12 protein-coding genes are annotated in these 14,055 nt (G+C 70.4%); 9 read left to right on the top strand and 3 right to left on the bottom strand.

What is annotated here, in order from left to right; genetic code table 11:
- Window positions 1-78: 78 nt before the first annotated feature.
- Entirely contained in the window at window positions 79-2,502 is a 2,424-nt protein-coding gene (locus tag ACRX5W_RS11210) for a SulP family inorganic anion transporter (RefSeq protein WP_436787876.1), read from the bottom strand.
- Between the two features lie 569 nt (window positions 2,503-3,071).
- On the opposite strand from ACRX5W_RS11210, the gene ACRX5W_RS11205 reads away from it, so the two are divergent.
- Window positions 3,072-4,385 carry a hypothetical protein gene (locus tag ACRX5W_RS11205; protein WP_436787875.1) on the top strand — a complete coding sequence of 438 codons (1,314 nt, stop codon included), beginning with the start codon at window positions 3,072-3,074 and terminating at the stop codon, window positions 4,383-4,385.
- A 79-nt stretch (window positions 4,386-4,464) separates the two neighbouring features.
- On the opposite strand, the gene ACRX5W_RS11200 is transcribed toward ACRX5W_RS11205, so the two are convergent.
- Window positions 4,465-5,448: an ATP-binding protein gene (locus ACRX5W_RS11200; RefSeq protein WP_436787874.1), complete on the bottom strand. Its 984-nt coding sequence runs from the start codon at window positions 5,446-5,448 to the stop codon at window positions 4,465-4,467.
- A 198-nt stretch (window positions 5,449-5,646) separates the two neighbouring features.
- On the opposite strand from ACRX5W_RS11200, the gene ACRX5W_RS11195 reads away from it, so the two are divergent.
- Window positions 5,647-6,480 carry an oxidoreductase gene (locus tag ACRX5W_RS11195; RefSeq protein ID WP_436787873.1) on the top strand — a complete coding sequence of 278 codons (834 nt, stop codon included), beginning with the start codon at window positions 5,647-5,649 and terminating at the stop codon, window positions 6,478-6,480.
- A 418-nt stretch (window positions 6,481-6,898) separates the two neighbouring features.
- On the opposite strand, the gene ACRX5W_RS11190 is transcribed toward ACRX5W_RS11195, so the two are convergent.
- Complete coding sequence (locus tag ACRX5W_RS11190; protein ID WP_436788044.1) at window positions 6,899-7,714, bottom strand: HAD family hydrolase; 816 nt, start codon at window positions 7,712-7,714, stop codon at window positions 6,899-6,901.
- An 837-nt stretch (window positions 7,715-8,551) separates the two neighbouring features.
- Here ACRX5W_RS11190 and ssd point away from each other — a divergent pair.
- The 7 genes from ssd to ACRX5W_RS11155 form a co-directional block, all read left to right on the top strand.
- The gene (ssd, locus tag ACRX5W_RS11185) at window positions 8,552-9,655 is read left to right on the top strand and encodes a septum site-determining protein Ssd (protein ID WP_436787872.1); all 1,104 of its coding nucleotides are present in this window, start codon (window positions 8,552-8,554) and stop codon (window positions 9,653-9,655) included.
- A 137-nt stretch (window positions 9,656-9,792) separates the two neighbouring features.
- Window positions 9,793-11,115, top strand: coding sequence for a TadA family conjugal transfer-associated ATPase (locus ACRX5W_RS11180; RefSeq protein WP_436787871.1), 1,323 nt, complete (start codon window positions 9,793-9,795; stop codon window positions 11,113-11,115).
- Window positions 11,116-11,221: 106 nt separating this feature from the next.
- Window positions 11,222-12,067: a type II secretion system F family protein gene (locus tag ACRX5W_RS11175; protein WP_436787870.1), complete on the top strand. Its 846-nt coding sequence runs from the start codon at window positions 11,222-11,224 to the stop codon at window positions 12,065-12,067.
- Entirely contained in the window at window positions 12,064-12,948 is an 885-nt protein-coding gene (locus ACRX5W_RS11170) for a type II secretion system F family protein (protein ID WP_436787869.1), read from the top strand. Before ACRX5W_RS11175 ends, ACRX5W_RS11170 begins: the two co-directional genes overlap by 4 nt.
- A 63-nt stretch (window positions 12,949-13,011) precedes the next feature.
- The gene (locus ACRX5W_RS11165; RefSeq protein ID WP_436787868.1) at window positions 13,012-13,305 is read left to right on the top strand and encodes a DUF4244 domain-containing protein; all 294 of its coding nucleotides are present in this window, start codon (window positions 13,012-13,014) and stop codon (window positions 13,303-13,305) included.
- Window positions 13,292-13,705 carry a TadE family type IV pilus minor pilin gene (locus tag ACRX5W_RS11160; protein WP_436787867.1) on the top strand — a complete coding sequence of 138 codons (414 nt, stop codon included), beginning with the start codon at window positions 13,292-13,294 and terminating at the stop codon, window positions 13,703-13,705. Before ACRX5W_RS11165 ends, ACRX5W_RS11160 begins: the two co-directional genes overlap by 14 nt.
- Window positions 13,702-14,055: Rv3654c family TadE-like protein (locus ACRX5W_RS11155; RefSeq protein ID WP_436787866.1), on the top strand; the 354-nt coding region annotated here is incomplete at its 3' end. The genes ACRX5W_RS11160 and ACRX5W_RS11155, both read left to right, overlap by 4 nt.

The following is a 14,055-nucleotide window of genomic DNA, read 5'->3' as shown; positions in this document are numbered from 1 at the left end:
AGCGGGTCGACGTGACAAGAACCACCCATACGCGCATGGTCCGGACCTCTGTGCTCTTCGGGCGGGGACCCAGAGCGGCTACGCCCGCATGACCTCCAACGGGGCTTCCGGCGGTGTGGCGGCGTCCGCGCCGCGTGCCGCGCGCTCGGCGGGGGTGTCGACCGGCTCGAAATGCCCGGTCGCGGCGTCGTGCACGTACATCTGGGCCGTCGCGAGGTCGAAGTAGAGGCCGAAGAGCCGCAGTTGGCCGTCTTCGACAGCGCGGTGGACGACCGGGTGGCCGAGCAGGTTGTCGAGTTGCTGAAGAACGTTCGTCAGGCACAACTGCTCGACGCGGGACACCGGGCGGTCCGACAGTCTCGGCGCGGGGCGTTCGGCGAACCGGTCGAGAGTGGCCTTGCCGTTGGCGAGCCAGCGGTTCAGGTGCGGTGTGACGCCGGGGCGGTCGCGGCCGTCGTCATCCGCCGGGTCCGCCGCGTTGGTGAGCAGAGCCTGCATGGCGCCGCAGCCTGAGTGGCCGCAGACGGTGATGCTGCGTACGCCGAGAATGGACACGGCATATTCGATCGCGGCGCCGACCGAGTCGTCCGATCCTGACGGTTCACAACTGTCGTGCCGGGCCTGGGAGCCGGCGTCACCCGGCCCGTGCGGGTGCTGGTGCACGGGGACGAAGTTGCCGACATTGCGGACGGTGAAGAGATCTCCCGGCCCGCTCGCGGTGATGAGGTTCGGTACGACCCGCGAGTCCGCGCAGGTGATGAACAGTTGGGCGGGGTTTTGGCCTTCGAGCGCCAGGCGTTCGAAGAAGGGCTGTACGAGTGGTGCCGTACGCAACTGGAATTCGCGGGCACCCGCGACAAGCGGGTGCGCCGGCGGTCGGCCGCGCCTGATGTTCAGCCGCTGCCAGTGCCACCACGGTGCGAACCAGCGCGCCGACGGCGTCGGACCGACCCGGCGGGACCCGGGCTGTCCTTCCGCGGCGCGCCCGTAGTGGTCGTCGTGGATCTCCTCGATCTCGACCTGCCCGCCACGTGCGACGTAGCCGTTCCGCCAGGTGTGCACGGCCTCGAAGGCGGCCTGGTCGAGGTAGTCGACGGTCAGGTCCAGCACGACGTGTTCGCCGGGCGGCAGCTTGTCGAGCACGCGGGAGAGCCGGGGCACGGACAGGAAGGTGAGGGAGCCGTGGACCTCGACGTGCAGTGCCCCGTCGCGTTCGTGGGTGCGCACGGTGCTCGGACTCAGCCGGACCAGCGCTATCACGACGGCGGCGACGACGCCGAGCGCCACGCCCTGCAGCACGCCGGCGGCGACGACCCCGACCACGGTGGCGACGTACGCCGGGAACTCCCGGTGGCGGTGCACGTGTCGGATGTGCGCGCGGTTGACCATCTGCATGCCCACGACCATCACGAGCCCCGCGAGCGCCGCCAGCGGGATGCTTTCGACCATCCCGCCGAGCAGACCGGCGAAGAGCAGGACCCAGAAACCGTGCATGATCGTCGAAGCCCGGCTGGTGGCACCCGCACGGATGTTCGCCGTCGACCGGATCGCACCGCCCGACACCGGGAATCCGCCGACCATGCCCGAGACGATGTTGCCGACGCCCTGCGCGGCGAGTTCGCGGTCGAGGTCGGCGCGGCGGCCGTGGTGCAGGCGGTCGGTGGCGACGGCGGACAGCAGCGATTCGACCGCACCGACGACCGCGACGGTCACGACCGCCGTGGCCAGGCCCGCCCAGCCGAAGCCGGTGGGAAGCGACGGCAGCGCGAGCGCGGCCCCGGGCAGGTCGACGCGTGCGACGTCGAGGCTCAACACCGCCGTGACGACGGTCGCGAGGGCCACGGCGACGAGTGGCCCGGGAAGGTTGCGCAGTCCGAGGAATCGTTTTGCCAGCAGGGGCCACGTCATGAGGACGGCGACGGTCAGGAGGCCGATCGCGAGTTCCGCGGCGCGCAACTCCGCGAACTGACCGGGGAGCTCGCGCAGATTGTCGAGCGCCGAGCTTTGCGGCGATCCGCCGAGCACCACGTGGAGCTGGGCCAAGGCGATCATGATGCCGATGCCCGCGAGCATGCCGTGCACGATCGCGGGAGAGAGCGCGAGTGCGGCTCGGGCGACCTTCGCGAGGCCGAGTGCCACCTGAAGCAGCCCCGCGGCCACCGTGATCGCGCAGGTCACCCGCCAGCCGTATGTCGGAATCAGCCCCGCGACCACCACGGTGAGCCCGGCCGCGGGCCCGCTGATCTGCAACGGCGCTCCGCCGAGCACGCCGATCACGATGCCGCCGACGACGGCTCCGATGATGCCGGAGGTCAGCGGGGCACCAGCCGCGAGAGCGATGCCGAGCGACAACGGGATCGCGATGAGGAAGACGACGAGGGACGCGCCGAGGTCGTGGCGCAGGGCGGTACGGCGTGCGGTGGCTGCGGTCGGGTCTTTCGGCTGCGATGCGGTGGCCGAATCGGGGTCGCGCGGTGCGGCGCGGCGCATGGGGCGGGGCATGGTCCCGTCTCCTCCGGGTGGTCAGCCGTCCGGGCCCGTGCGGGCCCTGGGCGGTTGGTCAGGCGGGGTCTGGCGGGTGGCCGGATTCAGCCGGCGCCTTGTGGGCGGTCGGTGGTGAGCGGCGTTGCGGCAGCCGGTTGTTCACGGTCGCAGTCGGGGTGTCGGCATACGGAACGGCACAGGCGGACTGCCGCGTCTGCTGCCCACCGAGCGGTCCGGCGAAATGCTCGACGGGCTGCTCGGAGGTGGTTATTGAACTGCCAAGATTGCTCTAAGTAGTTCTTACGTTACCTTCAGCTTCTCATCCAGAAACGGTAAAGCCGTCACCCGAACGGGTGAAAGAACGTTCGCTGGTCCGAAAACCGACCGTGTTGGCCGAAACCGGGTTCTCGCCGTCGAGTTGTGGCTTGCTTCACATCGCCGATATGTGGTTGTCGTCACCCCGGGGGTAGGCGGGGGTGATCGCTTGGCCTGTGCAACCGTGGGGCGCCGTGCTGCGTGTGTGTGGACAGGCAACGCTGCCTTATCCGTCCTAGACCGTGGGGTCTCATCAACATTTGAGGTGAAGTGTGCGTTCTGTACGGGGTGCCGCTGTCTTGGTGGTCGTGGCGGTGCTGGCGGCCATCGGTTTCGTCGTCTTCGCCGACGGAGGCGACGGTGGCGACACAGGCACCCCGGCGGCGCAGAATTCCAGCCCCGGACCAGGTCAGGGGAGCTCCGGTCCGCCGGGCAGCAGTGACAGGCCGGCCGTCCCGATCGGCGACGGATCCACGAGCGACACCGGCCCGCAGCCGAACCAGCCCGCCGTGGAAAAGCTCAAACCCGGGGAGAAGCCACCGCAGTTCGTCGTTTTCTCCTGGGACGGTGCGGCCGAGATGGACGGCGTCAATCTCGTCTCGCGCTTCCGTAAGGTGGCCAGGGAGACCAATTCGTATATGACGTTGTTCCTGTCGGGCATCTATGTGCTGCCGGAGTCGAAGAAGGCTTTGTACCAAGGGCCGAAGCACGGGCCGGGCGCAACTGACATCTCCTTCATCTATGACAAGAACATCCGCTTGACACTCGGTCAGTTGCGCGAGGCGTGGCTCGAAGGCGACGAGGTTGGTACGCACTTCAACGGGCACTTCTGCAACTCGCCCAAGAGCGGCGAGACCTGGTCGGTCGAGGACTGGAAGAAGGAGATCGATCAGGCCTACTCATTCGTCCAGAACTGGCGTACCAACACCGGCTGGACCGACGTCCCGTCGCTGCCGTTCGACTACAAGAAGGAGTTGATCGGTGGCCGGGCGCCCTGCCTTGAAGGGCAGAAGAACCTGATCAAGGCTGCCAAGGAGTATGGCTGGCGGTACGACGCCAGTTCGAAGGGCGGCAACCAGGTCTGGCCCAGGAAGATCGACGGCATCTGGGACCTCCCCCTGCAGTCCCTGCCGTGGCCGGGGAGTTCCGGGACGCAGCTTTCCATGGACTTCAACATCATGTACGAGCAGACCGGCGGCAAATCCGACGTCCCGCAGGCGCAGTGGCCCGCGCTGGAGAAGCAGGCGACCGACTTCTACGTCGGTGGATTCGAGCGGGCGTACACCACCAACCGCGCGCCGTTGTTCATCGGCAACCACTTCGAGACGTGGAACGGCGGCGTCTACATGAACGCCGTGGAGAACACCATGCGCCAGGTCTGTGTGAAGCAGGAGGTGCGCTGCGTGTCGTTCCGGCAGTTCGTCGACTGGCTGGACGCGCAGGACCCGGGCGTCGTCGCCAACCTCCAGGGGCTGGGTGTCGGCCAGGCTCCCGCGAACTGGGCGACGGTCACGGGCGGTTCGGGTGCACCGAAGGCCCCGGCCGACACCGCGCCGCACATGGTGCCGGCCGTCTACCGCGACTGATCGAAACTGCGCCCGGTCTCCGGGCCTGGCATGGGCGAAGGGGCGGACCCGACCGGGTCCGCCCTTCGCGTTGTCGCCGTCAGACCCGACCGGCGAGCGCCGCGGGACCGAGCACGAAGTCGGGGTCGACCTGCTGGGTCAGGTCCACGCCGGTACGCGAATTCCCCCAACTGTGCGCGTTCTTGACGTGGAACTCCACCATCTGCTCGGTGTAGCGCCGCCAGTCGCGGCGCTCGTACGTCGCGTCGACGGCCTCGCGCATGCACTCCAGCGCCGCGCGGTTCTCCGGTTCGAGCCGGTCGAACTCCGGTGCCCGGCCCTTCTCGACCTCGCGCACGAACTCCGACTGGCCGCTCCACGTCAGCAGGTCGGTGCCCACGTGTTCGCGCAGGAAGGCGAGGTCGTCCGGGCCCTGCACCTTGTTGCCGACGACGGCGAGCGAGATGTCCCAGTCGCGCGCGTAGTCCCGGTACTGGCGGTAGACGCTGACCCCCTTGCGGGTCGGCTCGGCGACCAGGAACGTCATGTCGAAGCGCGTGAACAGCCCGGATGCGAAGGCGTCCGAACCCGCTGTCATGTCCACGACCACATATTCGCCCGCCTCGTCGACGAGGTGGTTGAGCAGCAGCTCGACCGCACCGACCTTGGAGTGGTAGCAGGCCACGCCCAGATCGCCTTCCTGGAAGGGGCCGGTCGCCATGATGCGCATGCCGCTGCAGCAGCTTCCGATCGGGCGGCGGCAGGCGTCGTAGACCGGGTTGTCCTCGTCGAGCCGCAACAGGCGCGAACCGCGCCCGGGGGGCGTGGTCTTCACCATCTCGTCGGCCGACCCGATGCGCGGGTTGTCGCCGCGCAGGTGGTCCTTGATGAGGTCGAGGTGCGCGCCGAGCGGGGGGATCGCGGCTGCCTGCTCGTCGCTCATCCCGAGTGCGACGCCGAGGTGCTGGTTGATGTCCGCGTCGATGGCGAGGACGGGCAGCCCTGCGGCGCCCAGGTGCCGGATGAAAAGCGACGAGAGGGTGGTCTTTCCGCTGCCGCCCTTGCCGACGAAGGCGATCTTCACGAAGCGGATCCTTTCGGGTGCGGTGCACGTGCGGTGGTCGCCCCAGGCGCCCCGGGGGCCTTTTCGAGACTGACAATCGTTTTCGACTAGGAAAATCATCCGTCGCGATACGTGCCCGCGTCAAATCGGAGCGTGAGCGGCGTGGCGGGGTGAGGGGGCGTACGCGCGGGGGTGCGCGCTCGCGCGTAAGGTCGCCACGTGAGCACCCCAAACACGGGACAGGACCCCTTCGCTGCCGTCGCTGCCCTGCCCGGCGTGCCCGAGGCGGTCGAATCCGCGCGCAAGGCCGTCGACGGACTGCTCGGACACCGCACTATGCGCCGCCGGAGCCCCGAGATCAGCGCCGAGTCCGCCTTGCGTGGGGCCAGGGCCAGCGCGGCCCTCGAAGGCGCCGACTGGTCGTTGGAGGAGGTGCGCCGGCGCACGGACTACTCGCGTACGGACGACCCCGAGGCCGGCATCGTCGGTGGTGCGCTTCGGCTGTCCGCGGAGATCGGCGATCTCACCGACGTATGGCGACGCAGCCCTATTCAGGTGCTCGCCAGGCTGCACATGGTCGCAGCGGCGGACGTCGTCGGCTCCGAGGCGCTCGGACGCCCCCGTCTCGCGGGCGAAGAACCGGCCGTACGCCCCGACCCCGGGCTGCTGCCGAGCGCCGACGAGGTCACCGCGCGCCTCGACGGGCTCGCCCGGCTGCTGCTCGTGCCCGGCGATGCCCCCGCACTCGTCGTGGCCGCGATCGTGCACGGCGAGATCCTTGCGCTCCAGCCGTTCGTGTGGGGCAACGGGCTTGTGGCGCGTGCCGCGCAGCGCCTCGTGCTCATCACGCGCGGCCTCGACCCCAAGTCGGCGGTCGTGCCGGAAGTGGGGCACATGGATCTCGGAGCCGGCGTGTACGAGAAGGCGCTGCGCGGCTATGTGTCGGGGACGCCCGACGGTGTCGCGGGTTGGATCTTGCACTGCGCGGAGGCGGTCACGCTGGGCGCGCGCGAAAGCGTCGCAGTGTGCGAGGCGGTCATGCGCGGCATGTGAGTCGCCGTCAGACCGCGGCGTACCGGCGCACATTGCCGATGCAGACCGGTCGGCCACACAAGAACGGGCGGCGCCCACGGGGGAGGACGCCGCCGCTTGGCACAGCCGACGGGTTACCAGTGCGTGCACCGCTATGGCGGCCGGCCCGGGACGCATCCCGGTTGTCCGGCGCGCTCGGCCCGTACGAGGGTCGGTCGCGCGTGGGTTCCCGAAGCCCGTGCTGGGTCCGTGGACCGTCTGCCCCGGCGAGGTGTCGACGACCCCGCCCGGACGCGGTCTCGCGGGCCGCTGACCCCTTTCTACTGACTTGCCGGAGTCAGCGGAACCCCCCGCCCAAGATCTTTACTTTTCGCTCGTCCGGTGATCAATCGGGCATCGGCGAACAGCGGTTCGGTTGGTCGGTGCTGCCGGTACGCGGTCAGCGGCGGCGCTTGGCGGTGTACCAGACGAGACCCGCAGCCGCGACCCCCGCGCTGAGTGCGGTCGCCGCCAGTACCGCGCGGGGCACCGGCAACGACGGGACGCGCTGGCGCAGTTGCACAGGCCGGTCGAACGTCAGGACGGGCCAACCACGTGCCACACCTTCGCGCCGCAGCCCTCGGTCGGGGTTCACCACGTAGGGGTGGCCGACGGCTTCGAGCATCGGCAGATCGGTGATCGAATCGCTGTAGGCGTACGAGCGCGACAGATCGTACCCCTCGGTCTCGGCGAGCTCGCGCACCGCCTGCGCCTTGTTCTCCGCATAGGCGTAGAACTCGATGTCGCCGGAGTAGCGCCCCTCTTCGACCACCATGCGGGTCGCCACGACGCGGTCCGCGCCCAGCATCTCACCGATGGGTTCGACGACTTCGGCGCCCGACGAGCTGACGATGACCACGTCGCGCCCGGCGGCGTGGTGCTCCTCGATCAGCGACGCGGCTTCGTCGTAGATCAGCGGATCGATCAGATCGTACAGCGTCTCGGCGACGATCTCGCGGACCTGCTGGACATCCCAGCCCCGGCACAGCGCCGACAGATACTCGCGCATCCGTTCCATCTGATCGTGGTCGGCGCCGCCCACGAGAAACACAAACTGCGCGTACGCGCTCTTGAGTACGGCACGGCGGTTGATGAGACCGCCCTGGTAGAACGATCTGCTGAAGGCCAGCGCACTGGACTTCGCGATGATGGTCTTGTCGAGATCGAAGAAGGCTGCGGTCCGCATCGGTACGTGGTTTTCCACGTAGTCGAGGATAGGGGCAGCCATTCGGCGTAAACTGGGGCGTGCGGGTTTGCCCGAGAAGCCTCTCGGGTACATCCTGGAAGCCACGGATCGTTCTGCGACCGTGCCAACCCGGTCCGGCTCCTCCCCCCCGAGTCGGCCGTGGAGACGACCCCCGCTCTCCCCCCCGGCGGGGGTCGTCGCTTGTCTCGGCAGCGTTTGTACGGCCTGTTCGCCGTGGCCTCGGAGGCTGCACTTCGCGGGTTTCGCCATGATCCTCTCGGCGTGTCTCACGCGAGATGTTGCCCGTCCGGACCGTCTGAGCACGGGGCGGGGCGCGGCTTGGTCGCGCTCTGGGGTGCGGGCTTGCATCCGTGACCGCCGGCCGTCCGGAGGCCCGGTGAACGGGCCTCCGACCTTCCTGCGTCTTGGACACTCCGCGATCGATGGTGACTCGGGCCGCGCTGTCCGTTGCTGTCGGTTGCCGCCCGATGCCGTGGTTCCGAATTCGGTGGACTTTTTCATTTGCCGCAACATTTCGGCAACTTCCGCCGTATTTATTCGAGTTGCTTCTTTGTCGCGCCAATAAGGGACAGGATGGCCATGAGCCATCCCTCGAATGAGTGATTCGGTTATCCACAAGACCGAGTTTTCCCCAGCTTTGCCCGGCCCGGACGGACGAGCTGCTGCGGCAAGGCACCGTGGACGCAGACCTTCGGGAGGCCACACCGCGGACGAGCTCCACCGACACCCGGACCCGTGGCCCTGGACTCCGTGAACGCAGCCGATGCCCACCGGCCTCCCGAGCCCACCGGCCCTTCGCCGCCGAGAATCACGCGGTGGCGGGCCCACGCATACCGGGAGTCCGTCATGCCTTCGCTGTCGCCGGTCCGTCGGAACGCACCGACGCGACCGCTCCTCGTCACCGCCCATCCGCGCCTGCTCGACGAGCTTCTGCGCCTGTGCGCCGTCACCGGGATCGAGCCTGAGGTCCACGGCGATCCGCAGGACGCGCGAAGCGCCTGGAGCGAGAGCCCGCTGGTGATCGTCGGCGACGACCTGTCCGAGCCGGCGATCCATTGTGCGTTTCCACGCCGCGACGATGTCGTGCTGCTCGGTACCGACCTCGACGACGGTGACATCTGGCGTCGCGCGGTCGCGGTCGGGGCCGATCACGTGATCTTCCTGCCGGACGCGGAGGCTTGGCTCGTCGACCGCCTGGCCGACATCGCCGACACCGCCGACGCGGCAGCGCCCGCGGCCTTGTGCGTCGCCGTGGTGGGAGGGCGGGGAGGAGCCGGAGCGAGCACGCTTGCCTGTGCGCTGGCGGTCGGCGCGGTGCAGCGCGGCCGAGCTGCGGCACTGGTCGACGCCGACCCGCTCGGAGGCGGGATCGACGTCCTGCTGGGTGGCGAGGCCGCATCCGGATTGCGGTGGCCCGACCTGTCCGGGGCACGGGGACGCGTCGACGGTGGCGCTTTGTCGGCCGCCCTGCCCCGACTGCACGGATTGACTGTGCTCTCGTGGGATCGCGGAGCTGCCGGGGCGGTGCCGCCGGACACCATGCGCGCGGTTGTCGGCGCAGTGCGCCGTCGCCACGACGTCGTCGTGGTCGACATACCCCGCCATGCCGACGCAGTCGCCGAAGAGGCTCTCGCCCAGTGCGGCACGGGCTTGGTCGTGATTCCCTCCGAGCTGCGGGCCATTGCCGCCGCGGCCCAGGTTGTCGCCCAAGTCCGCCCGATCGTCCGCGACTTGCGGGCGGTCGTCCGTACGCCGTCCCCGTGTGGCCTGAGCCCGGACGAGGTGGCCTGCAATGCGGGCCTGCCACTCGCGGGCGAACTGCGCAACGAACCGCACCTGGTCGAGTCCGTCGAACGCGGCGAACCCCCGGGGGCCCGATCACGCGGTCCGCTGGCCAGGTTCTGCCGCGACTTCCTGGAGGCCGCCGAGCCGGATCGGCATGCCGCGTGAACCGCCCTGCCGATACTGCCCGTTCGGATCGCCCGGCGACCACGGCCCGACCCGAGACTTCGCCGGTTTGCCCTGTCCTGCCCCTGCCGGCGCTTCTGTACCCCAGCCGCACCGAGCCCGCATCAAGGAGCCAACCCATGACCGCCCATGCCACCGATACCGGCGTTTTCCGAACAGTCTCTTCGTCGCGCGCCACGCCGTCCGCTGCTCGGCCCCCGACGACGGCATCGCCGGTCGCGCACCGGGCGTCCAACCCTGCCCCGCCGTCGGCGGAGGGCGCGGGGCCGGCGCCCGGCGTCCACGTCGATCCCCGGCTGCTGGACGACGTTCGAGCGCGGCTCGTTGCAGACGGCCGCGAACCGACGCATGCCGCCGTCGCCGAAATCCTGCGCACACAGGGGCGCGTGCTCGGCGACGCGACGGTCTCCGCCGTGCTGCGGGTCCTGCGCTCCGAGATCGCCGGGGCCGGGCCGCTGGACGCCCTGCTCGCCGATCCGGCCGTCACCGACGTCATGGTGAACGCGCCCGACGAGGTGTGGATCGACTGCGGAGCCGGGCCGCAGCGTGCCCCGGTCACCTTCCCCGACGACGCGGCCGTGCGTCGGCTCGCCCAGCGCCTCGCGACGACCGCAGGCCGCCGGCTCGACGATGCGTCACCGTACGTCGACGCCCGGCTGCCCGACGGCATCCGCCTGCACGCGGTCCTCAAACCTATTGCGGTGCGCGGGACTTCGCTGTCGTTACGGGTCCCGCGGCGTACCACGATGTCGCTCAACGACCTGGTGTCCTGCGGGGCACTGCCTCCCGACTGCGCCGAGCTGCTGCGGGCCATGGTGGCCGCTCGTGTCGCCTTTCTGATCTCCGGCGGAGCCGGCACCGGCAAGACGACCCTCCTGGGAGCCCTGCTCGGCACGGCACACCCCGCCGAACGCCTCGTCCTGATCGAGGACTCCGCCGAGCTCACCCCTCGCCACGCCCATGTGGTCCGTTTGGAGGCCCGTCCGCCCAACATCGAGGGCGCCGGGGCGGTGACACTTCGGGACCTCGTCCGTCAAGCCCTGCGCATGCGTCCGGACCGCATCGTCGTCGGAGAGGTGCGCGGTGCCGAAGTCACCGAGCTTCTGGCCTCCCTCAACACAGGACATGAGGGGGGTTGTGGGACGATCCATGCCAATTCCGCATCCGATGTCCCCGCCCGGCTCGAAGCGCTTGCGGCGCCCGCGGGCCTCACACGCGCCGCCTTGCACAGTCAGCTCGCCGCCGCGCTGGACGTGGTCGTCCACGTCGTCCGCGACCGCGACGGCCTGCGCCGGGTCGCCGAGATCCACGTGCTGGAACGCGACGGGCAGGGCTACGTCGCCCCCACCCCGGCTCTGCTCCTCGACCGGTCGAACTCCCCGCGTACAGGCCCTGGTTACCCCCGTCTCGCGGCGCTCCTGGCGGGCTGGTGGCGGCCGTGAACAACAACCGAAGGCCCCGTGCCACCACCGACGCGAAGCGCTCGGTCCAGAGCGGCCGACGCCGTGTCGATCGGCGGACGACATGCCTGGTGTGAAGGGGTTCGCCATGTCGACCCTGCTGCTCGCTCCTCTTCTCGCCGCCGCGGCGATTTGGGTCGCGGGCGCCCGAGTCGGCCGTGCACGCGTACGTGACCTGGCCTTCGGTGCTCCGCCTGCGCAACGACCGTCCCCGGCCGCCGACCGCCTTCCCGCCTGGTTCCGTACCAAGCGTGCGCGGGTCGGCGGGCTGGTCGGCGCATGCTGCGTCGTGCTCGCGGTTGCCACACGGTCGCTCGTCCCACTGTTCCTGGCCGTGCCGGTCGCGGTGTTCGTGATGCACCGCCAGACACACGTGGAGGCTCGGCGCGAAGCGGCCCTCCTGCGTGCCGGAGTCGCCGAGCTGGCGTCTGTCATGGTCGGTGAGCTACGCGCCGGACAGCCGCCGTTCGAGGCGTTCATCGTCGCCGTCGAATGCGCCGGCGCACCGATTCGGACGCGGCTCGGTGAGGCGGTGTCCGTCGCACGGGTCGGCGGTGATGTTCCGGCCGCGTTGTCCCGGGCTGCCGCGCCCCCGGGGGCGGACGGGCTCGTTCGGATCGCCGCCTGCTGGCGGGTCGCCGCGGACTGCGGTGCGGGTTTCGCCCCCGCCCTCGGCCGGGTTGCCGCCGGGCTGCGCACCGAGGAGACAGGCCTGCGCGAAGCCGAGGCCGAGCTCTCCGGAGCCCGTGCCACCGCCCGATTGTTGGCCGGGCTCCCGATGTTCGGAATCTTGCTCGGCCACGCCATCGGCGCGGACCCGTTGTCCCTGCTCCTGCACGCGCCGGTCGGCATCGCCTGCCTTGTCTTCGGCCTGGCACTGCTCGCGACCGGCCTCACCTGGACCGACCGCATCGCCGGGGGTGGCACGCCGTGAACGCGTCCGTTCTTCCGCTCGTGCTCGCAGCAGGAGTCCTCATGGCCGGATACGCGGCCTGGGCTCTGGTCCCCGGTGCCGCGGAGAGCCGGAGCCACCCTTGCGGGTCCGGAGCGTGCCCCAGGCGCGCACTGGCCCACGACGCACTGGGGGCCGAGGCCAACGCATGCGATGCGCTCCCCGAGCCGCCGGAGCATGCGGAACTCCCGGTCCGATCCGACCGGCGGCACCGCCCCGGTCGCACGAGGCGTCTGCCCGGCATCCCGGGCAGGCCCGCGGTGCGGACACGCCGCCGACTCGCCGCACTCTCCGCGGGCCTGGCGACCGGGTTGTTCCTCGGCGGAGTCGCCGGATGCGTCGCGGCGCCTTGCGTCGCGGCACTGGTGGACCGGCAGTTGGCCCGGCTGCCGTCCTCCGCCGAACGGATACGCCGGCAACGGATCGGCGCGGACCTACCAGTGGCAGCCGACCTGCTGTCCGCATGCCTGCTCGCCGGAGCACCCCCCGTGGCCGCGGTCGTCACCGTCTCGACGGCCGTCGGCGGTCCCGTGGGCGACGAGCTGCGTGCCGCCGCAGCAGCTGTGCAGTTGGGCGGTGACCCGGCCCGCTGTTGGGCCGCCCTGTCCGCTCGTCCGGAACTCGCTTCGCTCGGCCGCGCCCTCTCCCGTTCCGGCGAAGGCGGCGCTCCGCTCGCGGAACGCATCGCCCATGTCGCGGACGAGTGCCGGGACCGCCGGCGAAGCGAATTGACCACCAAAGCACGGCGCACCGCAGTACGGGCGACGCTTCCACTCGGCGCCTGCTTCCTTCCCGCCTTCCTGTTGATCGGTGTCGTGCCGGTCGTCATCGGCCTGGCCGCACCACTCGTGAGCCGCACGTGACGGCAGCCCGCCAGGCACCCGCAACACCCCTGTCCACACACCCGCACACCCGAGGAGAACCCCGTGTCCGAGAAAACCGTCGCTGTGTCCGGCATTGCCGAACCGGTCGCCACCCGAGCCGCTGTCTCCGCGAAGACCTGGCGCGCACTGCGTCGCCTCAGGACGCGGTCCGCCGCCCTCGCACGCCGTCTCGCCCGCACCGTGCGCCGCGACGACGGCATGTCCACGGCGGAGTACGCCGTCGGAACGGTGGCCGCCGTCGGCTTCGGCGCCGTGCTCTACAAAGTGGTCAGCAGCGACGCCGTCTTCGACGGGCTGAGCGCGATCATCACCAAGGCGCTCAATGCGACGTTCTGACCGGCCCCGAAGGCCGCCGAAGCGGGTGCACGCGCGGCCCGGGCACGGCCCGACGAAGGACGGAGGCTACGTCACGGCCGAAGCGGCCGTGGCCTTCCCGGCCCTCGTGCTTCTCGTGCTCGGGCTCGCCACCGGAGTCGCCGCGATGGCAGCCCAGATTCGCTGTGTCGACGCCGCCCAGGCAGGAGCCCGCGCGGCAGCCCGCGGCGAGCAAGCCGCCCAGGCCACAGCCGTCGCCGAGCAGTTGGCGCCGAAGGAGGCACACATGCAGCTCACCGTTCGAGACGGCAAAGTGCGCTTCCAGGTCACCACCGAAGTGCGCCTGACAGGCGGCCCCTGGTCGCGTTTGGTGCTTCGCGTCGGTCACACCGCGGTCGCCGCCGACGAGGCGGCACCATGACCGAAGCCGTCGAGGCCACGCGCGGCGATTCGCCGACGTCGCCGAAACGATCGGACACCGGCTCGGCCACTGTGTGGGCAGCAGTCTGGGCGCTCCTGCCGTTGTGCCTGGCGATGCTCGTCCTGGCCTATGGGGCGGCCGTCGGCACGCGGCACCGCGCCGCCACCGCAGCGGACGCGGCAGCCCTGGCCGCCGCGGCAGAGGCCGACAGGGGGCAGTCCAAGGCGTGCGCCGCAGCGCGGACCGTCGCCGAGGCCCAGAACGCCACAGTGGTGCACTGCATCGTCCGGTCGGGCTTCGCCGACATCGTCGCCGAAGCCCGACCGCCGCCCCTGCTCGGAGTCTTCGGC

The sequence above is a fragment of the Yinghuangia sp. YIM S10712 genome (assembly GCF_051388935.1).
In the GTDB taxonomy this organism is placed as follows: Bacteria; Actinomycetota; Actinomycetes; order Streptomycetales; family Streptomycetaceae; genus Yinghuangia.
This window is presented reverse-complemented; position numbering and strand designations above follow the sequence as displayed.

Excerpts from the sequence above, each read along its gene's own strand:
- ACRX5W_RS11210 (WP_436787876.1), bottom strand. The coding sequence starts at position 2,502 with ATGCCCCGCCCCATGCGCCGCGCCGCACCGCGCGACCCCGATTCGGCC.
- ssd (WP_436787872.1), top strand. The coding sequence starts at position 8,552 with ATGCCTTCGCTGTCGCCGGTCCGTCGGAACGCACCGACGCGACCGCTC.
- ACRX5W_RS11180 (WP_436787871.1), top strand. The coding sequence starts at position 9,793 with ATGACCGCCCATGCCACCGATACCGGCGTTTTCCGAACAGTCTCTTCG.
- ACRX5W_RS11175 (WP_436787870.1), top strand. The coding sequence starts at position 11,222 with ATGTCGACCCTGCTGCTCGCTCCTCTTCTCGCCGCCGCGGCGATTTGG.
- ACRX5W_RS11160 (WP_436787867.1), top strand. The coding sequence starts at position 13,292 with ATGCGACGTTCTGACCGGCCCCGAAGGCCGCCGAAGCGGGTGCACGCG.